Source organism: Hypnocyclicus thermotrophus, assembly GCF_004365575.1.
Lineage (GTDB): Bacteria > Fusobacteriota > Fusobacteriia > Fusobacteriales > Fusobacteriaceae > Hypnocyclicus > Hypnocyclicus thermotrophus.
Genome location: NZ_SOBG01000007.1, coordinates 80,774 through 103,778 on the forward strand (window position 1 = coordinate 80,774; position 23,005 = coordinate 103,778).

Sequence of the window (23,005 nt, forward strand, 5' to 3'; positions counted from 1 at the left end):
ATATGGCATTAAAAAAAGAACTTGGGTTTTTGGATTTATTTAGTATAGCATCGGGAGCAATGATTAGTTCTGGGATATTTATACTGCCAGCACTAGCGTTTTCGAAAGCAGGTCCTTCAATGATAATATCCTATTTATTAGGCGGGTTAATAGCATTTGTAGGGATATTAGGAATAATAGAATTAACTACCGCAATGCCAAAAGCCGGTGGAGATTATTTCTTTATAAATAGAACTTTAGGACCATTGATAGGGACTATTTCAGGAGTTCTTAGTTGGTTTGCAATTTCTTTAAAAACAGCATTTGCAATATTTGGTATATCAGGAATAACAGCAAGATTTTTATATGGCGAAGAGATGATTAGTAGTGATATTCTAATAATTTCGATTTTTGTAACAATATTTTTTGTTGTACTAAATATTGTTGGTGTAGATTTAGCAAGTAAATTTGAAGTTTTATTAGTAGTTGTATTGATATCTATTATAGTTATTTATATAATAATGGGTATTTTTAAAATCGATATACAAGCTTTTACACCATTTATTCAAAAATATAAAATAAATATGGAAAATGAATTTGTATTTGAAAAAGCAATATCTATATTTTCTAAAGAGGGTATGATAACAATATTTTCAACGACAGCATTTGTATTTGTTTCATTTGGAGGGTTATTAAAGGCAGCTTCAGTATCAGAAGAAGTAAAAAATCCAACTAAAAATGTACCTTTAGCCTTAGTAGCTTCTATTATAACAATCACAATATTATATACTTTATTATTGTTTGTAACGGTAGGAGTAAGTAAAGGAAGAAATTTGATGATGTCAATTACACCAATAGCTGATGTAGGAAGAACTATAGCTGGAGATTTTGGATTTTATATTATAATAATAGCTTCTATGTTAGCATTTATTACTACAGGAAATGCAGGGATAATGGCAGCTTCAAGATATCCATTAGCACTTAGTAGAGATAGACTTTTTCCTAAATTTATAAGTAAAGTACATAAAAAGTTTAAAACGCCTATTTATTCAATAGTTATTACAGGAATGTTTATTATGGGATCGTTATTATTATCGCTTGAATCTTTAGCTAAAACAGCATCAGCAGTAATATTATTAACATATATTCTTACAAATGTTGCAGTAATAATTATAAGAGAAAGTGATATGGCAAATTATCAACCTAGTTTTAGAACACCATTTTATCCAATTCCACAAATATTTACAATAATAATATATTCATTGTTTATAGGTGAACTTGGATATAAAGCAGTAGAAACTAGTTTTGCATTTGTTATATTTAGTATTATATTATACTTTCTTTATGGGAAAAAACATGCTAAAAAACAATATGCATTTCTACATTTATTAATTAAAATGACAGAAAATTTAAACGTAACACATGATCTTGAAAGTGAATTAAGAGATATTATTCATGAAAGAGACGATATAGAATTAGATGAATTTGATAAACTTGTAAAACAAGCAGTAATTATGGATTTAAAAGGACCATTAACATTAGATGAATTATTTGAAGTAGAAACAGAAAGCTTAAAAAATATATTAGGAATACCTAAAAATATATTGTTAAAACTTTTTCATGAAAGAGAAAAAGAAAGTTCTACAGCTATAACTAATTTTACAGCAATACCTCATATTGTATTAAATACGGAAAAAGAAATTTTTCATTTAACAATAATTAGATGTAAAGAAGGAATAATTTATAATAAAGAAAAAAATAATATAAAATCAGTATTTTTATTTATTAGTAGTAAAAAAATGAAAAAAACACATTTGCAGACTTTAGCTTCGATAGCATCATTAGTTAGAGATAAAGATTTTAAAGAAAAATGGATAAATGCTAAAAATGCTGATTATATAAGAGATATGGTATTATTAAGTAAAAGAAAAAGAAATAATTAAATTGTAAAATAGAAAAAATTATGATAAACTTATATAGAAATGTAAAAGAAAAGAGGTGTTTGAAATAGTGAAAATATATAATCTATTCCCTCTTATAGCAGGAAAAATAAGTGATTGGATAGATAAGTTAGATGATATAAAAGATATGAATTTTGATGTTATATACTTAAATCCAATATATCAAACGGGATATTCTAGAAATATCTATGCTCCTAAGAACTTTTATGAGATAGATGAAAAATATTTAGACCCATTTTCAGAAAAATCACCGGCTGAGCAATTTAGAGAGTTTATAAATGAAGTACATAAAAGAGATATGAAAATTGTACTAGAGCTTATAGTTACTCATACGGCAATTGATTCAGATTTATTACTTACACATCCAGAATGGTATAAATATAATGAATATGGCGAAATAAAAAAGTATAGTATAAATAATTATGATACTTTGGTTGAATGGGGCGATTTATTAGAAATCAATAATCATCATGGAGATGAAACAATAAAAACATATCTTTGGAAATACTGGATAGATTTAGCACTTCATTATGAAAATTTGGGTATAGATGGAATAAAACTTCATTCAGCATTTAATGTACCAATGGATTTAGTTAAAGAATTGGTTGATAGTTTAAAGAATAAAAATAAAGAATTTATAGTTATAGGAGATAACTTAGGAGCTAGTTTTAATGATATGCTTGATTTGGCTCAAGCTGGAGTAGACTATTTATTTAGTAGTTTTAAATGGTGGAACTTCAGAGCAACTTGGTTTTTAGAACAGCATTATAAATTGAAAGAAATGGTAAAAATGATTTCATTTCCAGAAAATTATGATACAGAAAGAGTTGCAATGAGGTATAATGAAAATATAGAAGCTTCTAAAGCATTTTATATATTAGCTGCTCTTATTAATAGTTCTATTATGATTCCAATTGGATTTGAACATGGAAATAAAGTAAAACTTAATGAACTTAGAGGACTTGAACCAGAATTAAATATTGGAAATTTAGATTTAAAAGAATATATTTTACATGTAAATAGACTAAAAGATGAGATAAATCTTTTTTCAGAAGAAAATGATATATATTACTTAAGTCAAGAAAATCCAAATATTTTTGCTTTCAAAAGAATAAGTAGAGATAAAAAAGAGAGGGCCTTAGTCATAGCAAACCTTAATTTTATTTCAAGTCAATATTTAAAAATGGAAGATATTTACTATATTTTAGAAAGTGATAAAGTTATTGACCTTTCTCTTGAAAATAAAGAGGAAATTAAAAGTAAATTTTACGAAAAAACTCTTAATCCGGGGGAAGTAAGAGTTTTATATACAAAAGATTAAGAAATATAGAAGAGGTGAAAAATGTTAGAAAATTTGAAAAAAATGGATATGGGAATTTATGAAGTAATAATTAAAGAAGAAGAGAGACAAGAATCAGGTATTGAGCTTATTGCATCTGAAAATTTTGTTTCAAAAGCTGTAATGGAAGCAGCAGGAAGTGTATTAACTAATAAATACGCTGAAGGTTATCCAGGGAAAAGATATTATGGAGGATGTCATTTTGTAGATGAAGTTGAAACTCTTGCAATAGAGAGAGCAAAAAAACTTTTTAATGTAAATTATGTAAATGTACAACCTCATTCAGGGTCACAAGCAAATATGGCAGTATATATGGCTCTTATTAATGTAGGAGATACTGTTATGGGAATGGGACTTGATCATGGAGGACATTTAACACATGGATTAAATGTAAATTTTTCTGGTAAATTATACAATATAGTTAGTTATGGTGTAGATAAAGAAACAGAAATGTTAGATTATAGTAATATTAGAGAAATAGCTTTAGAACATAAACCAAAAATGATAATAGCAGGAGCAAGTGCATATTCTAGAGAAATAGACTTTAAAAAATTTAGAGAAATAGCTGATGAAGTAGGAGCATATTTATTTGTAGATATGGCACATATAGCAGGATTAGTAGCAGCAGGTGAACATATGAGTCCAGTACCATATGCACATGTAGTTACAACAACAACTCATAAAACCTTAAGAGGTCCTAGAGGTGGAATGATAATGACAAATGATGAGGAGATTGCTAAAAAAATAAATAAAATAATTTTTCCTGGAATACAAGGTGGACCTTTAATGCATATAATTGCTGCAAAAGCAGTATCATTTCATGAAGCGTTACAAGATGATTTTAAAGAATATCAAAAACAAGTAGTAAAAAATGCAAAAACTTTAGCTAAAGCTCTTGAAGAAAAAGGATTTAGAATAGTAAGTGGAGGAACAGATAATCATTTAATGTTGGTAGATCTTACTTCTAAAAATATTACAGGTAAAGATGCAGAAAAAGCACTTGTAAAAGCTGAAATAACAGCAAATAAAAACGGAATCCCTTTTGATAAACAAAGTCCATTTGTAACAAGTGGAATAAGACTAGGAACACCGGCAGTTACTACTAGAGGAATGAAAGAATCTGAAATGATAAAAATAGCTGATTTAATAACAAAAGTATTAGAAAATATCGATAATGAAGAAGTTATATTACAAGTAAAAGAGGAAGTGCATAGATTATCAAAAGAATTTCCTCTATATAAATAGTTATTAAACACTTGCAGTTGCAAGTGTTTTTTTATATATATATAATATGTTAAGTTTTAGTTTACAAAATAAAAGAAAAATTAATATATACTTTTTGATTTAAAAAGTAAAAAAAGCTTGAAATAAAAATATTTTACTAGTATAATAATTACATATGAAAAAATATTACTAATTAGTAATAAATTGGAGGATGTATGAATATTGGATTTATAGGTTCTGGGAAAGTAGGGATATCACTAGCTAGGTATTTTAAAAATAAAAATATAGATATAATAGGATTTTATGAACTTGATAAAAATAAAATAGAAAAATATAATAAAGAATTTACATTTTTTAAAAAGATAAAAGAATTTATAGAAAATATAGATATTATTTTTATAACTGTAAATGATGATAATATTAAAATTATTCGAGAAAAATTAGAAAAACTAGGATTTGAAAATAAAATTTTAATACATATGAGTGGTTCATTACCAAGTAAGGAAATTAAAATAAAAAAAAATTTTGCTTATTCTATTCATCCTATGTTTGCTTTTTCAGATGATAATACCCAAGATATAGAAAAAGCAACCTTTTCTATTGAAGGGGATAGAGAAAAAATAGATTATTTAGTAGATTTTTTTAATAAATTAGGAAATGAAATACTAAAAATAGAATCTGATAAAAAAGATATTTACCATTTATCAAATGTAATAGTTTCGAATTTAGTTTTATCTTTAATAGAAATTGGAATAAATTATTTAGGTGAATGCGGGATAGAGAAAAATGAAGCAAAAAAAGCAATTTTTCCACTTATAGAGAATAATATTAATAATATTAAAGTAAAAAATATAGAAAAAGCTGTAACAGGGCCTGTAGAAAGAGCAGATATAATAACATTAAAAAAACACTTAAAAGTAATAAAAGATGTAGATAAAGATTTATATATTAGATTGTCTAGTAATTTGTTAAAATTGTCAAAATTAAAAAATGTAGATAAAGATTATACTGAGTTAGTAGAGATATTAAGGAGTGATAAAAAGTGAAAAAGACAGTACCTCAATTTGTAGAAGCAAAACAAAAAAAAGAAAAATTAACGATGGTAACGGCTTATGATTATTCAATAGCAAAATTAGTGGATAATAGTAATATAGATTCAATACTTGTTGGAGATTCACTTGGAATGGTAATGCTTGGTTATGAGAATACCCTTCAAGTAACAATGAAAGATATGATTCATCATACAAAAGCAGTAGTAAAAGGGGCTAAAAACACTATGGTAATAGCCGATATGCCTTTTATGTCTTATCATGTAAGTATAGAAAAAGCAGTAGAAAATGCAGGAAGACTTATAAAAGAGACTAATGCAACAGCTGTAAAATTGGAAGGTGGTATTGAAATGGCTGATACAATAAAAGCAATTGTAAAAGCTCAAATACCTGTAGTAGCTCATATTGGACTTACCCCTCAATCTGTTAATATATTTGGAGGATTTAAAGTTCAAGGGAAAAATATTGATGCAGCTAAAAAATTGATTGAAGATGCAAAAGCAGTAGAAAAAGCAGGGGCATATGCAGTAGTATTAGAATGTGTTCCTGAAAAATTAGCTAAGATTATTACAGAGGAATTGGAGATACCAACTATAGGAATAGGGGCTGGAAATGTATGTGACGGACAAGTATTAGTATATCAAGATATGTTAAATATGTTCTCAGGATTTAAACCAAAATTTGTAAAAATGTACGCAGATATTGGAAAAGATATAGAAAATGCATTTAATAGATATGTAGAAGAAGTAAAAACAGAAGTTTTTCCAGCAAAAGAGCACACATTTGCAATATCTGATGATGTAATAGAAAAATTATATTAGGTGATAAAAATGATAAAAATAATAGAAAAAATAGATGAATTAAGAAAAATTTTAAAAGAGTACAGAAGAAATAATCAAACTATAGGTTTTGTGCCAACGATGGGGTATTTACATGAGGGACATGCGTCTTTAATAAAAAGAAGTAGTAGTGAGAATGAAATTACGATAGTAAGTATTTTTGTTAATCCAATTCAATTTGGACCAAATGAAGATTTAGATAAATATCCTAGAGATTTAGAAAGAGATAAAAAAGTAGCATTTGAAAATGGGGCAGATATTATATTTCATCCAAAAGTAAATGAGATGTATCCTGAAAAATTATATACTTTTGTAAATGTAGAAAATCTTGATAAAGAGCTTTGCGGTGCGAAAAGAGAAGGACATTTTAAAGGAGTAGCAACTGTTGTAACAAAGCTATTTAATATTGTGAATCCGGATAAAGCTTATTTTGGGAAAAAAGATGCTCAACAATTAGCTATAATAAAAAAAATGGTAAAGGATATGAACTTTGATATAGAAATAATTGGTTGTGATATAATAAGAGAAAAAGATGGACTTGCAAAAAGTTCTAGAAATAGTTATTTGAAACCAAAAGAGAGAAAAGCAGCAACTATATTGAAAAAAACTCTTGATAAAATAAAAGAAATGTTAGATAATAAAGAAACAGATGTAAAAAAAATTATAAATTTAGCAATAAAAAATATAGAAAAAGAACCACTTGCTAAAATTGATTATGTCGAAATAGTTGATTTATATACTTTAGAAAAAGTAAATAAAATAGAAACGGATGTGTTAGTAGCAATGGCAGTATATATAGGGAAAACAAGACTTATTGATAATTTTGATTATAAATTTAATTAGAATTAAAGAATAATTTTTTATAATAATATGGAGGAAAAAATGATATTAAGTATGTTAAAAGCAAAAATTCATAGAGCTACAGTGACACAAGCGGAACTTGATTATGTCGGAAGTATAACAATAGATGTAGAATTACTTGAGCAATCAGGTATAAATGAATATGAAAAAGTACATATTGTAGATATAAATAATGGAGAGAGATTTGAGACTTATACAATAGCAGGAGAAAGAGGAAGTGGAGTAATATGCTTAAATGGAGCTGCTGCTAGAATGGTACAGAAAAATGATAAAATAATCATAATGGCTTATTGTCAATTAGATTCAGAAGAAGTGGAAAATCATAAACCTAAAGTTATTTTTGTAGATGATAATAATAAAATTACTAAAATATCAAATTATGAAAAACACGGAAGATTAGTTGATTAATAGTTTAGATAAAGAAAGGTGTTAACATGAAAAAAATATTAATGTTTATAATAATAATAAGTAACGTAATATTTGCTGGTACAATAAAAGTAACGGGAATAGGGAAAATAAATACCAAACCAAATATAGCAAATATAAGTTTAGGGGTAATGACTGAAAATGAAGATGTATCTAAAGCTATAAAAGAAAATACTGGTAAAGTATCCAAGATAATATCAAAACTTTTAGAGTTGGGAATTAAAGAAAAAAATATTAATACTTCAAATTATAGTTTATATTATGATAAAGAAGATTATAATGATAAAGATTCTAAAAAAATTTATAAGGTAAATAATTCTTTGAATATTGAAATAGAAAATATAGAAAGAATTGGTGAGATAATAGATTTATTAGTAAAAAATGGGGTAAATAATATTTGGAATATAAGTTTTGGAGTAAAAAATAGAGAAAAATTTGAAGAAAAAGCAAAAATTATAGCATTAAAAAATGCAGAAGAAAAAGCAAAAAAAATATTAGAATCGCAAGATTTAAAATTAGGAAAAATAAAAAATATTTCAGAAAATATAGATCCTAATATACCTAGATATAGTTATGAAATGAATAGAAGTGCTGTAGCAGCTAATAATTATACAATAATATCATCAGTTTTTGTTGAATATGAAATAAGTTATTAATTTAAAAACCTCTTAAGAATAAGAGGTTTTTAAATTATTTTTGAAATATTTGTAATAATGTATTATAATTAACATAGAATGTGAAAAAAGGAGAAAAAATGTATTATTTAAATGAAAAAATATACAATAAATCTCCATTAGGGGAAGATTACTTTTATGGGATATCATTATTTGAAACTATTATGGGTTATAAAAATAAGCTAATCTTTTTAGATGAGCACTTAAAAAGGTTAGAAAATTCAATGAAATTTATAGGGATTGATAAAAAAATCGAAAAAAATTATTTATATGATTTAATAAATCAAGAAAAAGATTTAAATGATGAATTTATGTTAAAAATTCAAGTAAGTAGTGAAAATTTATTTATAAAAATAGAAAACTTTTCACATAGATATTTTAAAAATGGAATTAAACTTGTAGAAATAGTAAAATATTATCAAAGTGAGCTAGGATTTTTAAAAAGTGGAAATTATTTATTAAATATTTTAGCTAGAAAAGAAGTGATGAAAGAAAATGGATTTGAAGGGGTTTTTAGAAATAGAAATAATATTATTACAGAAGGGACAATTTCAAATATATTTTTTATAAAAGATGAAATAGTATTTACACCAAGTTTAGATTTGAATATTTTAAATGGGATTGTAAGAGAAAAAATAATAGAGATACTTAAAAAAAATGGTATAAAGGTACAAGAAGGGCATTATACAAGCAAAAATTTGTTAGAAGCGGATTCTATTTTTATATCAAATTCATTAATGAAATTAGGTTGTTTATGGGTATCAGAGTATAATAATATTTATTACAAAAAAAGCGAAATTATTCACTTGATAGAAAAAGAATATTTAAAATTAATAAAAAGTATGATATAATACCTAAGGTGATGAATTTGGAATTTAATAATAAATTAAAATTTTTTTTAATATTTATAATTTTTGTTTTCGTTATTCTTTTAGGACGATTATTTAGTTTGCAAATTATTCAAAGTAGAAAATATAAAGAAATAGTAAAAACACAAATAATAAAAAATTATAATTTAGAAGGTAAAAGAGGAAAGATATTATCAAAAAATGGAGATGAATTAGCTTATGATATTACCTATTTTTATATAATTTTAAATCCATATAATATTGTAAAAGATAATGTAGAAAAAGAGTATAGCTTAATTTTATCCAAATATATTAAAGAAAAAAAATCATCTTTTGAAAAATTATTAAATAAAAAGTATAAAGATGGTAGAAAATATTTAAAAATAAAAAATGTATTAGATGAAAAATTAAAAGAGAAATTAATAAAAGAATTAAAAAAGAATAAGTTATATAAATATAGTTATATAACTTTTGAAACCTCAAACATAAGAAAATATGCTAATGAAAAATTATTTAGACATATAATAGGATTTTTGGGATATAACGAAGATAATATAAAAGTTGGAAAATTTGGAGTAGAAAAAATATTTGAAAATGAATTAAAAGGTAAAAAAGAAAAAATTATTAGTTATGTAGAGAAAACAAGAAAAAGAGAATTACCAATGTTTTCTTCATTTAAAAATAATAATAATGAAATAAATCCAGATGGTGATAATGTTGTTTTAACAATAGATTATTTTATGCAATATATTTTATATGAAGAATTAATAAGTATGTATAATGATTATCAACCAAATTGGGCTTCAGGAATAATAATGAATCCTAATAACGGAGAAATACTTTCAATGGTATCACTTCCAGTTAATAAAGTAGCATATACAAAAAATACTATAATCCAAAATATATATGAGCCTGGTTCGGTAATGAAACCAATAATAGTATCTGCAGCACTTGAAGAAAAATTAGTTTCAACAAAAGATACTTTTAATAATTTAGAGGGAAAAATAGTAAAATATGATGCAGTTATTAGAGATAGTAGTAATTCATCTAGAGGAATATTAAAATTAGAAGATGTATTAATAAAGTCAAGTAATGTAGGAATGGTTAAAATAGCTGATAGAATAGACGCAAAAACTTTTGAAGAATATCTTAAAAAATTTGGATTTTATGAAAAAACAAATATAGATTTACCTAATGAGATTAATATAAAACAACTACCTTATAAAAAATGGGATGGATTAAAAAAATATACAATGGCATTTGGTCAAGGGATAGCAGTAACTCCTATTCAAATGATAAACGCGTTTAGTGCAGTTATAAATGGAGGGATTCTTTATAAGCCAAGAGTAATAAAAAAAATAACTACAGCTGAAGGAGAAACAATTAAAGAATTTAAATCAGAAATTATTAGGAGTAATATTATTTCTAAAGAAACATCAGATACAATAAAAAAAATATTATATAAAGTTGTAGAAGAAGGAACAGGTAAAAAAGCTAAAATTGACGGTTATAGTATAGGTGGTAAAACAGGAACTTCACAAAAAAGTGAAAATGGGAGATATTCTGATGATAAATTTATAGTGTCTTTTATGGGATTTTATCCTTTAGATAAGCCAGAATATTTAATATTATTAATAGCAGATGATCCTAAAAGTGATAAAAATGTATATGGTGGAAGTATATTAGCACCTGTATTTAAAAATGTAATGAAGAGAATTTTTAAATATAAAAATATACCACCAGAAAAAAATATAGAGGAGTTAGAAGACGAGGAAGTAAAATATAATAAAATAGAATTTGATTTAAAATATATGCCAGAGTTAAAAGGGCTAACATATAGAGATGTTATAGGAGTGTTTAAAGACACGGAATTCAAATTGGATATAAGTGGAAGAGGTAAGGTTGTTTATCAATATCCAAAGCCAGGAATTGAGCTTAAGAAGAATATAGCAATAAAAATAAAACTAGAGGAGTAAACAGGTGAAGTTATTTGAAAGTAATATTTCAATTGTTGATTTTTATAAAATAAATAAAGAAAATTTTTCAGAAGAATTTATTATACTTGACTCAGCTAATAAGAGTAAATTATCTAATTATTCATATATATGTGCTTATTTTAATAATAAAATTACATTAAAAGATAATTTAGTGAAATTTAATAATCAAATAATTGAAGAAAATATTTTTTATAAAGCTAGAGAAATATTGGAAATAAATAATAATAAAAAATATAAATATCCGTTTTATAATGGTGGACTGATAGGAATAATTTCTTATGACTATAATAAATATATAGAAAAATTGCCTAATATAGCAAAAGACGATTTAGGAATTGAAGATATATATTTTGTAATGCCTAATTTAATTATAGTAAAAGATGAAAAAACTAATGAATTTTATGAATTGAATTATTCAGATAAAAGATTTAAATGGAATAATACAATAAATTTTAAAAATAATATTGAAATAATTGAAGAAGATGTTGAGTGGGAAGATATAAAAAATTTTATACCTAATATGTCAAAAGAACAATTTGAAAAAATTGTAGAAAAAGCTAAATATTATATAAAAGAAGGAGATGTATTCCAAGTAAACCTAAGTCAAAGATTTATGACGGAATTTCCAGACGAAGATAGTTTTTATTTATACGAAATACTTAGAAAAATTAATCCATCGCCATTTGCATCTTTTATAAATTTAAAAGAATTTAGACTTATTAGTCAATCACCAGAAAGACTAGTTAAATTAGAAAATAATAAAATAGAAACAAGACCTATAGCAGGAACTAGAAGAATAAAAAAAGATAATAAAATAGATAATATAAATTTTGAAAAAGAATTAAAAATAGATGAAAAAGAATTAGCAGAACATGTAATGCTTGTTGATTTAGAAAGAAATGATATAGGGAAAATATCAAAAATTGGAACTGTAAAAGTAAATGAATTTATGGTAATAGAAAAATATTCTCACGTAATGCATATAGTATCCAATATTATAGGAGAATTAGATAAAAAGTATGATGGATTTGATGTTATAAATGCTATGTTTCCAGGTGGAACAATAACAGGTGCTCCTAAAATAAGAACTATGGAAATTATAGAAGAATTAGAACCTACTAAAAGAGGTTTTTATACAGGAAGTATGGGATTTATAGACTTTAATGGGAATATTGATTTTAATATTATTATAAGAAGTTTTATTCAAAAAGAAAATAAAGTGTACTTTCAAGTAGGAGCAGGTATTGTATATGATTCGGATCCTAAAAAAGAGTATAAAGAAACTATTAATAAAGCTAGAGCAATGATTTTAGCTTATAAAAATTATATAAATAATAAAAAAGGTAAAATATGAGATATTTAAATTTATATGTTTATGGACAAGAAGGTTTTTATGTTTATTTAGATGAAAACAACGAATATGAAATAGGTGAACATGTCCTTGTAATGTTTATGAATAGAAAAAAAATAGGACTTGTAGTTTCTGAATCAAAAGATAGAGAATTTTCTTTTAAAGTAAATAAAATCCTTCAAAAGCTTTATGGTGAAATAAAATTTAGTAAAAATTTAATAGAACTTTTTTTATGGATACAAAATCATTATTTATGTAGTTTTTCTCAATTAATAGATAGTATTTATCCAAAAGATTTGAAAGCAGAGATAGAAAAATATTATAAATTATCAAATGAATTTATACCTGCAGATGAAAAAGATAAAGAATTTCTCAATTATATAAAGAAAAAAGAGAAATATAAATTAAAAACTTTATATAATAGATATACAAAAGGATATATTGAAAAATTAATAAAAAAGAAAGTTTTAGAAGAAGTAAATCAAGAATTTAACACAAAAAATAATTATAATGATTTTAAAGATATAAAAGTTATACTAGAAAACAATAAAATAAATTTAAATGAAGAACAAAAATTAGCAAAAGAAAAAATAATTAATGGGAATAAAAAATACTACTTACTCTATGGAGTAACAGGTTCTGGAAAAACAGAAGTATATATACAACTTATAAGAGATGCTATTATAGAAAATAAAGGTGCAATATTTTTGTTACCAGAAATATCATTGACTCCACAAATGATAAAGAGATTTAAAGAAGAATTTGGAGAACAAATAGCCATACTTCATAGCAAACTTACTAATACTGATAGAAAAAAAGAGTGGTTAAGTATATATAATGGGAATAAAAAAATAGTATTAGGAGTGCGTTCAGCAATATTTGCACCAGTAAAAAATCTAAAATATATAATAATGGATGAAGAACATGAAACAACATATAAGCAAGACACTAATCCAAGATATAATGCTAAATATGTAGCAATCAAAAGAGCAGAAATTGATAACTGCAAAGTTATATTTGGAAGCGCAACGCCTTCAATAGAGAGTTATTATTTTGCACAAAATAATATTTTTGAATTAATTAAATTAAAAAATAGATTTAATAGTATAAAAATGCCTAAAATAAATATAGTAGATATGAAAAGAGAAGAAAATGAATATTTTAGTAAAAAACTTATAAAGAGAACAATAGAAGAGTTAAGAAAAAATAATCAAGTAATATTTTTTATCAATAGAAAAGGTTATTCTACGTATATTCAGTGTAAAGAATGTGGACATGTAGAAGAATGTCCGAATTGTGCAGTATCACTTGATTTTTATGCAAGTAGTAAAGAATACAAATGTAATTATTGTGGATATAAAAGAAAATATACTAATAAATGTAGTAGTTGTGGAAGTACAAATTTAAAATATTCTGGAAAAGGTACTGAAAAAATAGAAACCGAATTAAAAAAACATTTTAAAGATAGTAAAATAATAAGAGTGGATGCAGACACTACAAAAGATAGAGATAGCTATGCACAAATATATAATGATTTTTATAATAAAAAATATGATATAATGATAGGAACTCAAATAATTTCTAAAGGATTTCATTTTCCAAATGTAACTTTGGTGGGCATTATTACAGCAGATACAATAATTAATTTTCCAGATTTTAGAGCTGGCGAAAAAACATTTCAAATTATATCTCAAACAGCAGGAAGAGCAGGACGAGATAAAAAAGAGGGAGAAGTGTTAATTCAAACTTATAATCCAGATCATTATAGTATTTTATCAGTTATAAATCATAATTATGAAGAATTTTATGATATAGAAATAAAAAATAGAAAAATGCTTAATTATCCACCATTTTCTAGAATCATAAATATAATTGTATCAGGATTAGAAATAGAGAAAGTATTTAAAAAAGCTAAAAAATTATATGGTATACTGATAAATATAGCTAAAAATTTAGAAATATATGGGCCTATTGAAGCACCTATATTTAAAATAAAATCTAGATATAGATATCAAATATTTATTAAAGGAGAGAGAAAAGAGATAAATAGAATAAAAAAATATATTATAGAAAATGTAAATAAAGAAAAAAATGATAGTGTGAGAATAGTAATTGATGTTGATCCAATGAATTTAATGTAATATGGAGGTAAAAATGATAATGGATATAGTAACATATGGTAGCAGTGTATTAAGAGAAAAATCAAAAAAAATAGAGAAAATAGATGACGAAATAAAAACTCTTTTAAATAATATGGTAGAAACTATGCAGGAGGCACAAGGTGTAGGTTTAGCAGCTCCACAAGTGGGAATAAATATTAGAGCTTTTGTTCTTGATATTGGTGATGGAAATATAAGAAAAGTAATTAATCCAGAATTTTTAGAATTTTCTAATAATATAGTAGAGCAAGAAGAAGGATGTTTGAGCATACCTGGAATATATAAAAAAGTAAAAAGACCTGAATCACTTAAAATAAAATATTTAAATGAAAATGGTGAAGAAGTAATAGAACAAGCAGAGGGGTTATTAGCTAGAGCATTTCAACATGAATATGATCATTTAGAAGGGGTTCTTTTTGTGGATAAAATTTCACCAGTAGCAAAAAGATTGGTCTCGAATAAATTGCAAAAATTAAAAAAAGAAACATTAAAAAAAATAAAATAGGAGGGAATATGAGAATATTATTTATGGGAACACCAGAATTTGCAGTTCCTTCTCTAGAAATATTAAATAAATATCATGAAATTATTGGAGTATTTACAAAAATAGATAAGCCAAATCAAAGAGGGAAAAAAATAAAATTTAATCCTGTAAAGCAATATGCAATTGATAATAACTTAGATATATATCAAGTGAAATCAGTAAAATCAAAAGAAGTAATTGAAAAAATAAAAGAACTAAACCCAGATCTTATTGTAGTAGTAGCATATGGCAAAATATTACCAAATGAGCTTATAGAAATACCAAAATATGGAACAATAAATGTACATTCATCATTATTACCAAAATATAGAGGAGCAGCTCCTATTCATTATGCAATAATTAATGGAGAAAAAGAAACAGGAGTAACCATTATGGATATTGCAGAAGAACTTGATGCAGGAGATATAATTTTGCAAGCTAAAACAGAAATAAGTGATGATGATAATTTAAAAAGTGTTCATGATAGATTGGCTGAAATAGGTGCTAAAACTTTATTAAAAGCAATAAAATTAATTGAAGAAGGAAAAGTAATAAGAAAATCACAAAATCATGAAGAAGCGACATTTGTAAAACCAATATTAAAAGAAGAAACAAAAATTAATTGGAATAAATCTAAAAGAGAAATATTTAATTTCGTAAGAGGATTAGATCCATTTCCAGGAGCATTTTTTACGTTTAATAATAAAATTTTTAAATTATATAGAGTAGAAGAGTATGATAAAACATATGAAGATGCAGAAATCGGAGAAATAGTAGAGTTTGATAAAAAAAGAGGACCTATTGTAAAAGTTAAAGATGGTTCTATAATTTTAACAAAAGTTAAACCAGAAAATAAAAAAACTATTTCTGGAAGAGATATAATTAATGGAAATTATTTTGAATTATGTAATAGATTGAATTAAAATGATTGGAGGTAATTATTAATGAAAGAAGAAAGAATATCACCGAAGGTGATCGAAAGATTAACAAAATATTTAAGATGTTTAGAAAATCTTCCACAAGAGGATTATATTTCATCAGAAGAATTAGCAGAAAAAATGGGATTTACAGCGGCACAAGTAAGAAAAGATTTATCTAATTTTGGAGAGTTTGGAATTAGAGGTAAAGGATATCAAGTAAGAAATCTTTATGCAGATATTGAAAAAATATTAGGTGTTCATAAAACTAATAATGTAATTATTGTAGGAATGGGAAGACTAGGAAATGCACTTTTTTCTGAACCAGAATTTACAAAAGAAAGTTTTAATATTGTAGGAATTTTTGATAATTCGGAAAATAAAATAGGAAAAGAAATAAATGGTATTAAAATAAGAGATATAAAAGAATTAGAGCATTTTATCAATAGAAAAGAAGATGTAAATATAGCAATTATTACAGTACCAAAGTCAGTAGCACAAGAACTTACTGATTATTTAGTGAAATGTGGAATAAAAGCAATACTCAATTTTGCACCAATAAAATTAAATGTGCCAAAAAATGTTGTAGTAGAAAACATAGATTTATATGCTAAATTACAAGAGTTAAATTATTGGAAAGAAAAAGTTTTAAAATAAACAGGAGGATTATATTTTAATGAAGAAAATAATTGATGGGAGAAAAATCTCTAATGCTATAAAAGAAGAGATAAAAAAAGAAGTAACTGAATTAAAAGAAAAAACAGGAAAAATTCCTGGACTTGCAGTAGTTTTATTAGGGGAAAATCAAGCTTCAAAAGTATATGTAGGTTCAAAAATAAGAACTTGTGAAGAATTGGGAATTTTTTCTGAAAAATATCATTTATCAGAAAAAACAACAGAAGAAGAATTATTAAGATTAATTCAAACGTTAAATAAAAAAGAAAATATTGATGGAATATTAGTACAATTACCCATTCCAAACCATATATCAGAACAAAAAATAATTGATGCAATTTCTTATAAAAAAGATGTAGATGGTTTTCATCCAATTAATGTGGGAAAGACTCTTATAGGAGATAAAACAGGATTTAAATCATGTACACCATATGGAATAATAGAAATGTTAAAAAGAGAAAATATAGAAATATCAGGTAAAGATGCAGTAATAATAGGTAGAAGTAATATCGTAGGTAAACCTATGGCATCTTTACTTATAGCAGAAAGTGCTACTGTACAAATTTGTCATAGTAGAACAAAAGATTTAGCAGAAAAAACTAAAAAAGCAGATATACTAATATCAGCTGTAGGAAAAGCTAAATTTATAAAAAAAGATATGATAAAAGATGGAGCAGTAGTTATTGATGTAGGAATGAATAGGGATGAAAATAATAAATTATGTGGAGATGTAGATTTTGATGATGTATATGAAAAAGTAAGTAGGATAACGCCTGTACCTGGCGGAGTAGGACTTATGACTGTAACAATGCTTATGAAAAATACATTACTATCATTTAAAAATAATAGATTATAAAAAGTTCTAAATTAATAGAACTTTTTTTATTTTTTGAAACTTTCTTTAATTGGTCACAAAATGAACACATTAATAGAGTAAGATTATAGTGTAAGAAGAGATAAAGTCTTAATCAAAACTAAAATATATAAAATAAAAGGAGTGAGTAAAATGAAAAAAAGATTTTTAATAGCAGGATTAATAGCAATAGCGGTAATTACTAGTACATATGCACATGGTGGTGCAGGAAAAATGTCAGGAAATGGGTATAATAGAAATAGTAAAAATTTGAATAATAGAGATTATAAATTTACTAATGAAGAAATAGAAAAATATGAAACAGAACTTAGAGCAAAATATAATATTAAAAATGATGAAAAAATTGATTATAAAAAATTAACAGATAAAGAATTAGAAGAATTTGGAGAAATTTTAATGGATAGTATGGTATATGATAAAGAAAGACATGAATTTATGGAAAAATTAATGGGCGGAGATAATAGCGAACAGTTAAAATATATGCATATAAATACAGCAATAAATTATCTTGAAGGATATGGATTTGGAATGGGTGGAATGATGGGAAACAATGGAATATGGGGAAATAATTCTGATGCATTAGATATATTAAAAGAAAGATATGCAAAAGGAGAAATAACAAAAGAAGAATATAATGAAATGAAAGCTGAATTAACTAAATAGAGGTGGAAAATATGTGGAGATTTTTTAACGGTGGATGTTATAATTTGTTTGGAGGTCAAGGAATAATGATGATAATATTTTGGATAGTAATAGTGGCATTAATATTTTACTTTATAAATAAAAATGGAAATAAAGAAATATTTAAAAGTAAAACATCTTTAGAAATTTTAAAAGAAAGATATGCAAAAGGAGAAATAACAAAAGAAGAATATGAAAAAATAAAAAAAGATCTATAATATGGTATAATAATAGAGTGAGAATATTAAATTTTCACTCTATTATATATTTTTATGAGGTGTAAAATGAAAAGAATACTTATTATTGAAGATGAAAAAAATATACGAAAAATAATAAAAGATTATTTGAAAAAAGAAAATTATAAAATATTAGAAGCTGAAGATGGAGAAGAAGGATTAAATAAGTTTTTTGAAAATAATATTGATTTAGTAATATTAGATATAATGTTACCTAAAATAGATGGATGGAGTGTATGCAAACAAATTAGGCATAAAAATAAAGAAGTATATATTCTGATGTTAACAGCTAGAGATAAAGAATTAGATGAAATATTTGGATTTGAGCTTGGAGCAGATGAATATATAACAAAACCATTTAGTCCAAGAGTATTAGTAGCTAAAATAAATAGAATTTTTAAAAAAAACTTAGAATTAAATAAAAGTAATAAAATAAAAATAGAGAAATTACTAATAAATAAAGATAGTCATAGAGTATATTATGATAATAATTTACTTAATTTATCACCAAAAGAGTATGAACTTTTATTATATTTAATAGAAAACAAGAATATAGTTTTGTCACGAGAAAAAATATTAGATAATGTATGGGGATATAATTTTTTTGGAGATGTACGAACAGTAGATACACATATTAAAAAACTTAGAAAAAAAATAGAAAATAATTATATTGAAACAATAAGAGGGTATGGTTATATGTTCTCATTTAAGGAGATTGATTATGAAAAAAACAAATAAATTTAGTATTAAAATGTTTTTTATATTTTCGTTAATATTGTTTTTTTCAATGATATTTATAATTTTATTAAATAGAGTGTTTCTAAATAAATATTATATATATAAATATAAAATAAAAATGGAAAAAGAGTTAAAAGAAATATCTAAAAACCAGAATGATATTTATTATATAATAAAAAATTATAAAGGTGAATTTAATGTTTTTATATCAAAGAAAAAAAACTTTAGAGATAATAATTTTCATATGAGTATGGGAATGATGACAAATACTACTATGATGAAAAATCATATTATAAATAATCTTATTAAAAAATTAGATGAAAATAAAGATTATATAATAGATAGTTACTATAATATGCCTTTTGGATATAATGAAATAGTAGGAGTTTTAAAAAAAAATGATGATTTTATAGTTATGACATTTCCGATTAATAAAATTAAAGAAAATTCCCAAATAGCAAATGAATTATTTCTAATAATAGTTTTTATAGTAATATTTTCAGTGAGTTTTGTTAATTTTTATTTTATAAAAAGATTTTCAAAACCTCTAAAGAAACTCATTGATTTTACTAATGGTTTAGCCAATCTTGATTTTTCTAAACGAATCCAATTAAAAACAGGAGATGAAATAGAAAATTTAGCAAATTCATTTAATTATTTGGCAAATGAATTAGAAATAAATTTTAAAAAATTAAATGATGTAACAGAAAATCTAAAAAAAGAAAAGGATATTAGGGATGAATTTTTAAAAAATGTAAATCACGAATTAAAAACCCCAATAGCTTTAATTAAAGCATATACAGAAGGATTAAAAGACAATATTGCAGATGATAGAGAGGAATATTATAATATTATTTTAAATGAAACTGATAGAATGGAAGAAATGGTAAAAAAACTTCTTGAAGTAATAAAAAATGAAGAAATAAATTTAAAAAAATTAGAAAAAATTAATTTGAAAAATTATATAGAAAATATTTTAGAGAAATTTAAAGTTGATTTTATAAATAATAATATAAAAAAAGATATAGAAATAAACGAAAGCATAAATATTTGTTATACTAAAACAGATTTTGAAACATTAATGGTAAATATTATTACGAATGCAATAGGAAATATAAAAGAGCCAAAACAGTTTTATATAAAAGGAAAAGATAATAATGAATATATAGAACTTGCTATATTCAATAGTAGTGAAAAAATAGATGATGAAGAAATAGAAAAATTGTGGGAGCCATTTTACAAAAAAGATAAATCAAGAAAAAGAAGTTATGGTGGAACAGGACTTGGATTATCAATAATAAAAAAAATATTAAATAAACATAAAAATAATTTTTTATTTGCATATAATGAAAATAAAAAAGGTATGGAATTTAAAATTTTATTTAAAAAAGAGAGTTGTAAATAACTCTCTTAAGTTTTTTTTGTAATAGGAATGGTAAAACTAAATGAACTTCCAATATTAATAATACTAGAAATTTTTAAATCCCCGCCTAATCTTTTAATAAAATCAATACATAAAATAAGACCAAGACCAGTGCCATCTTCACCATTTGTCCCACTAGTACTAGAAAATTTAAAATTATTTAATATTTTATTTATTTTTTCTTCTGATATACCAACTCCAGAATCTTTTATTGTGATAGTTACACAATTGTCTTTTTTTTCAGCTAAAACTTCAATTTTACCATTATTCTCAGTAAACTTTATTGCATTAGAAAGTAGATTTCGGATAATAGTTTTTAGCATGTTTTCATCAGTAATCATATAAATTTTTTTATCTATAGAAGTATTTAAAGATATATTTTTGTTTTCAGCATTTAATTTAAGTATTTTCATTTGACTAGTAATAGCTTCTCTTAATTCAAATTCATTAGGATTGAATTCAATTTGATTGAGGTGAGATTTTGCCCAATATAATAAATTTTCTAATAAGTTATAAGTAGTTTTTGAAGATTCTTTTAATTGTAAAAGAGTTCGTTCAATATATTTTTTTTCGACATCTTCACTATATAGTTTTATCAATAAATATTCTACTAAATTATTATAAGTAGCAATTTGCCCCATTAAGTCATGAGAAATAATTGAAAATATTTTTTCTTTTCTATGTTTTAATGCATAGATTTCATTTTTTAGTTCTTCATTTTCTTTTTTCAATAAATTATTTTTACCTATTAAAACTTTAATTTTACTTTTTTTCCCCCTTAATAAATACCTAAACATAAAACCTCCCGAGTACTAAAACAAAACTTTATGACTAATATTAGCATATTTTTTAAAAAAAATCAAAATATAATTGACAAGTTTATAAAAAATATAGTATTCTATTTATAGGAAGGTGATAGTATGAAATTTTTAAAAAGAGTTTGGAAGACGTTAGCATTTATGGTAATTTCAATGATAAATAATATAGAATAAAAAATTGGCTATTATATAGCCAATTTTTTATTTTGAAATTAAAATTAATAATCTTTTCCAGCTGCGAGAATATTACTTTTATCAAAAGCGTGACATGGAGTAACCCCATAAACCATCCCACAATGAGGACATTTAGACTCAAAAGTTTTCATTATAAAACTTTTTTGACATTCACAATCAATTTTTACAGGTAAAGGCATAGCTTGTCTTTCAAATCCCATCATTCTCAATTTATCAACTATTTGTTTTCCACTTTCAAATTTTCCTGAACATCCTTCATGCATATTAATACCTCCTAATTTATATTTTAAAAATTTTAAATTTTTTTATCTAAAGTGATTTCTTTACCATATCTTAGTTTATTTCTCATATCTTGCATAATTTTATCAAGCTTTTCAAGTTCTGATAAAATACTTCTTTCTTTTTCTGTTACATTTATAATTTTTGTAATTCCACCGTTATTTATGACAATTCTTTTATTTCCCATAAGTGCCAAAATAGGATCATGTGTAGCCATTATTACAATTTTTTCTTCTCCTACTAATAGTTCAAGAGCTTTTTTTCTATCAATTCCGGCATTTTCAATTTCATCTATAAGTACTATAGGAGAACTACTTAATATTGCTGTATCAGCGATCATAAGCGCTCTAGATTGACCTCCACTAAGACTTGTTATAGGTGTATCTTTAGTAAATTTTTCTCCAGCTAATTCATTAGCTTTTGCTATTATTTTTTTTACTATTTCTTCATCATTTTCAACCATTCTACTTTGTGCATGAAGTTTTAAAAATTCATATACAGTAAGATCCATTACAAAGTTCATATTTTGAGATAATTGAGCGACTAGTTTATTACCAGCTGAAAATCTATTTGCTATATCAACAGGATTATTATCTATATGAATAATTCTTTTTGTAGGAGTATCTCCTTGAGCGGCCCATTCAATATCAGCTAATAATCTACTTTTTCCACTACCTGTAGGTCCAACAATACATATTATTTCTCCAGCATGGACATCTATTTTATCATAATTTTCTTTTTCACCGTATTTATTGTATCCTGGATAAATTGTAAGTGTTTTAACTTTATTATCATTCATTCCAAGAAATTCTATCATTTGATTAGTATAATCAATAATATTTTCAATTATTTGATCATCATCAATAGTATTTTCTTCTTTTTCGATTTTATCAATTGAATCAAGGAGTTGAATAAGAGTTAAATTTTCTTTGTTTTCAA

Annotated in this window: 23 protein-coding genes; 20 read left to right on the forward strand and 3 right to left on the reverse strand. The window is 24.2% G+C overall.

Annotated features, from left to right (window positions below; all coding sequences use genetic code 11):
• The first annotated feature begins 2 nt into the window (after positions 1–2).
• From EV215_RS08275 to EV215_RS08370, 20 genes are all read left to right on the forward strand, one after another.
• Positions 3–1,922 carry an amino acid permease gene (locus tag EV215_RS08275; protein WP_134113539.1) on the forward strand — a complete coding sequence of 640 codons (1,920 nt, stop codon included), beginning with the start codon at positions 3–5 and terminating at the stop codon, positions 1,920–1,922.
• 67 nt (positions 1,923–1,989) lie between these two features.
• A complete protein-coding gene (locus tag EV215_RS08280) occupies positions 1,990–3,261 on the forward strand; it encodes an alpha-amylase family glycosyl hydrolase (RefSeq protein ID WP_166667385.1) in 1,272 nt (423 codons plus the stop codon).
• Positions 3,262–3,282: 21 nt separating this feature from the next.
• Positions 3,283–4,524 (forward strand): serine hydroxymethyltransferase, encoded by a 1,242-nt coding sequence (glyA, locus tag EV215_RS08285; RefSeq protein WP_134113541.1) that lies wholly within the window; start codon positions 3,283–3,285, stop codon positions 4,522–4,524.
• A gap of 194 nt (positions 4,525–4,718) precedes the next feature.
• Positions 4,719–5,549 (forward strand): Rossmann-like and DUF2520 domain-containing protein, encoded by an 831-nt coding sequence (locus EV215_RS08290; RefSeq protein WP_134113542.1) that lies wholly within the window; start codon positions 4,719–4,721, stop codon positions 5,547–5,549.
• Entirely contained in the window at positions 5,546–6,373 is an 828-nt protein-coding gene (panB, locus tag EV215_RS08295) for a 3-methyl-2-oxobutanoate hydroxymethyltransferase (RefSeq protein ID WP_134113543.1), read from the forward strand. The genes EV215_RS08290 and panB overlap by 4 nt, the downstream gene beginning before the upstream one ends.
• 9 nt (positions 6,374–6,382) lie before the next feature.
• Positions 6,383–7,234: a pantoate--beta-alanine ligase gene (panC, locus tag EV215_RS08300; protein ID WP_243832409.1), complete on the forward strand. Its 852-nt coding sequence runs from the start codon at positions 6,383–6,385 to the stop codon at positions 7,232–7,234.
• 39 nt (positions 7,235–7,273) lie between these two features.
• A complete protein-coding gene (panD, locus tag EV215_RS08305; RefSeq protein ID WP_134113544.1) occupies positions 7,274–7,660 on the forward strand; it encodes an aspartate 1-decarboxylase in 387 nt (128 codons plus the stop codon).
• Positions 7,661–7,686: 26 nt separating this feature from the next.
• Positions 7,687–8,334, forward strand: a complete 648-nt coding sequence (locus EV215_RS08310) for an SIMPL domain-containing protein (RefSeq protein WP_134113545.1) — start codon at positions 7,687–7,689, stop codon at positions 8,332–8,334.
• A gap of 98 nt (positions 8,335–8,432) precedes the next feature.
• Positions 8,433–9,203 (forward strand): aminotransferase class IV, encoded by a 771-nt coding sequence (locus EV215_RS08315; RefSeq protein WP_134113546.1) that lies wholly within the window; start codon positions 8,433–8,435, stop codon positions 9,201–9,203.
• Between the two features lie 17 nt (positions 9,204–9,220).
• Entirely contained in the window at positions 9,221–11,176 is a 1,956-nt protein-coding gene (locus EV215_RS08320) for a PASTA domain-containing penicillin-binding protein (RefSeq protein ID WP_166667386.1), read from the forward strand.
• A 4-nt stretch (positions 11,177–11,180) separates the two neighbouring features.
• On the forward strand, positions 11,181–12,551 hold the full coding sequence (locus EV215_RS08325) for an anthranilate synthase component I family protein (protein WP_134113548.1): 1,371 nt from the start codon (positions 11,181–11,183) through the stop codon (positions 12,549–12,551).
• Positions 12,548–14,689, forward strand: a complete 2,142-nt coding sequence (priA, locus tag EV215_RS08330) for a replication restart helicase PriA (RefSeq protein WP_134113549.1) — start codon at positions 12,548–12,550, stop codon at positions 14,687–14,689. Before EV215_RS08325 ends, priA begins: the two co-directional genes overlap by 4 nt.
• Before the next feature lie 13 nt (positions 14,690–14,702).
• Positions 14,703–15,212: a peptide deformylase gene (gene def, locus EV215_RS08335; RefSeq protein ID WP_134113550.1), complete on the forward strand. Its 510-nt coding sequence runs from the start codon at positions 14,703–14,705 to the stop codon at positions 15,210–15,212.
• A gap of 8 nt (positions 15,213–15,220) precedes the next feature.
• Positions 15,221–16,153 (forward strand): methionyl-tRNA formyltransferase, encoded by a 933-nt coding sequence (gene fmt / locus EV215_RS08340; protein ID WP_134113551.1) that lies wholly within the window; start codon positions 15,221–15,223, stop codon positions 16,151–16,153.
• Between the two features lie 21 nt (positions 16,154–16,174).
• A complete protein-coding gene (locus EV215_RS08345; RefSeq protein WP_134113552.1) occupies positions 16,175–16,804 on the forward strand; it encodes a redox-sensing transcriptional repressor Rex in 630 nt (209 codons plus the stop codon).
• Between the two features lie 19 nt (positions 16,805–16,823).
• Positions 16,824–17,678 (forward strand): bifunctional methylenetetrahydrofolate dehydrogenase/methenyltetrahydrofolate cyclohydrolase FolD, encoded by an 855-nt coding sequence (gene folD / locus EV215_RS08350; RefSeq protein ID WP_134113553.1) that lies wholly within the window; start codon positions 16,824–16,826, stop codon positions 17,676–17,678.
• 150 nt (positions 17,679–17,828) lie between these two features.
• Positions 17,829–18,359, forward strand: coding sequence for an SHOCT domain-containing protein (locus EV215_RS10590; protein WP_208320360.1), 531 nt, complete (start codon positions 17,829–17,831; stop codon positions 18,357–18,359).
• Between the two features lie 11 nt (positions 18,360–18,370).
• Positions 18,371–18,595 (forward strand): SHOCT domain-containing protein, encoded by a 225-nt coding sequence (locus EV215_RS08360; RefSeq protein WP_134113554.1) that lies wholly within the window; start codon positions 18,371–18,373, stop codon positions 18,593–18,595.
• A gap of 66 nt (positions 18,596–18,661) precedes the next feature.
• The gene (locus EV215_RS08365) at positions 18,662–19,351 is read left to right on the forward strand and encodes a response regulator transcription factor (RefSeq protein WP_134113555.1); all 690 of its coding nucleotides are present in this window, start codon (positions 18,662–18,664) and stop codon (positions 19,349–19,351) included.
• On the forward strand, positions 19,335–20,756 hold the full coding sequence (locus tag EV215_RS08370) for a sensor histidine kinase (RefSeq protein WP_166667387.1): 1,422 nt from the start codon (positions 19,335–19,337) through the stop codon (positions 20,754–20,756). The genes EV215_RS08365 and EV215_RS08370 overlap by 17 nt, the downstream gene beginning before the upstream one ends.
• A gap of 5 nt (positions 20,757–20,761) precedes the next feature.
• Here the strand turns inward: EV215_RS08370 and EV215_RS08375 are convergent, their stop codons facing one another.
• The 3 genes from EV215_RS08375 to EV215_RS08385 form a co-directional block, all read right to left on the reverse strand.
• Entirely contained in the window at positions 20,762–21,571 is an 810-nt protein-coding gene (locus EV215_RS08375; protein WP_134113557.1) for a sensor histidine kinase, read from the reverse strand.
• Positions 21,572–21,810: 239 nt separating this feature from the next.
• Complete coding sequence (locus tag EV215_RS08380; RefSeq protein WP_134113558.1) at positions 21,811–22,050, reverse strand: hypothetical protein; 240 nt, start codon at positions 22,048–22,050, stop codon at positions 21,811–21,813.
• A 32-nt stretch (positions 22,051–22,082) separates the two neighbouring features.
• On the reverse strand, positions 22,083–22,883 hold the full coding sequence (locus EV215_RS08385) for an ATP-binding cassette domain-containing protein (protein WP_243832412.1): 801 nt from the start codon (positions 22,881–22,883) through the stop codon (positions 22,083–22,085).
• Between the last annotated feature and the right edge of the window lie 122 nt (positions 22,884–23,005).

Excerpts from the sequence above, each read along its gene's own strand:
- EV215_RS08370 (WP_166667387.1), top strand. The coding sequence starts at position 19,335 with ATGAAAAAAACAAATAAATTTAGTATTAAAATGTTTTTTATATTTTCG.
- panD (WP_134113544.1), top strand. The coding sequence starts at position 7,274 with ATGATATTAAGTATGTTAAAAGCAAAAATTCATAGAGCTACAGTGACA.
- EV215_RS08310 (WP_134113545.1), top strand. The coding sequence starts at position 7,687 with ATGAAAAAAATATTAATGTTTATAATAATAATAAGTAACGTAATATTT.
- EV215_RS08360 (WP_134113554.1), top strand. The coding sequence starts at position 18,371 with ATGTGGAGATTTTTTAACGGTGGATGTTATAATTTGTTTGGAGGTCAA.
- EV215_RS08290 (WP_134113542.1), top strand. The coding sequence starts at position 4,719 with ATGAATATTGGATTTATAGGTTCTGGGAAAGTAGGGATATCACTAGCT.
- EV215_RS08315 (WP_134113546.1), top strand. The coding sequence starts at position 8,433 with ATGTATTATTTAAATGAAAAAATATACAATAAATCTCCATTAGGGGAA.
- EV215_RS08375 (WP_134113557.1), bottom strand. The coding sequence starts at position 21,571 with ATGTTTAGGTATTTATTAAGGGGGAAAAAAAGTAAAATTAAAGTTTTA.
- def (WP_134113550.1), top strand. The coding sequence starts at position 14,703 with ATGATAATGGATATAGTAACATATGGTAGCAGTGTATTAAGAGAAAAA.
- fmt (WP_134113551.1), top strand. The coding sequence starts at position 15,221 with ATGAGAATATTATTTATGGGAACACCAGAATTTGCAGTTCCTTCTCTA.
- EV215_RS08345 (WP_134113552.1), top strand. The coding sequence starts at position 16,175 with ATGAAAGAAGAAAGAATATCACCGAAGGTGATCGAAAGATTAACAAAA.
- glyA (WP_134113541.1), top strand. The coding sequence starts at position 3,283 with ATGTTAGAAAATTTGAAAAAAATGGATATGGGAATTTATGAAGTAATA.
- EV215_RS08385 (WP_243832412.1), bottom strand. The coding sequence starts at position 22,883 with ATGATAGAATTTCTTGGAATGAATGATAATAAAGTTAAAACACTTACA.
- EV215_RS08275 (WP_134113539.1), top strand. The coding sequence starts at position 3 with ATGGCATTAAAAAAAGAACTTGGGTTTTTGGATTTATTTAGTATAGCA.
- EV215_RS10590 (WP_208320360.1), top strand. The coding sequence starts at position 17,829 with ATGAAAAAAAGATTTTTAATAGCAGGATTAATAGCAATAGCGGTAATT.
- EV215_RS08380 (WP_134113558.1), bottom strand. The coding sequence starts at position 22,050 with ATGCATGAAGGATGTTCAGGAAAATTTGAAAGTGGAAAACAAATAGTT.
- folD (WP_134113553.1), top strand. The coding sequence starts at position 16,824 with ATGAAGAAAATAATTGATGGGAGAAAAATCTCTAATGCTATAAAAGAA.
- EV215_RS08365 (WP_134113555.1), top strand. The coding sequence starts at position 18,662 with ATGAAAAGAATACTTATTATTGAAGATGAAAAAAATATACGAAAAATA.
- panC (WP_243832409.1), top strand. The coding sequence starts at position 6,383 with ATGATAAAAATAATAGAAAAAATAGATGAATTAAGAAAAATTTTAAAA.
- priA (WP_134113549.1), top strand. The coding sequence starts at position 12,548 with ATGAGATATTTAAATTTATATGTTTATGGACAAGAAGGTTTTTATGTT.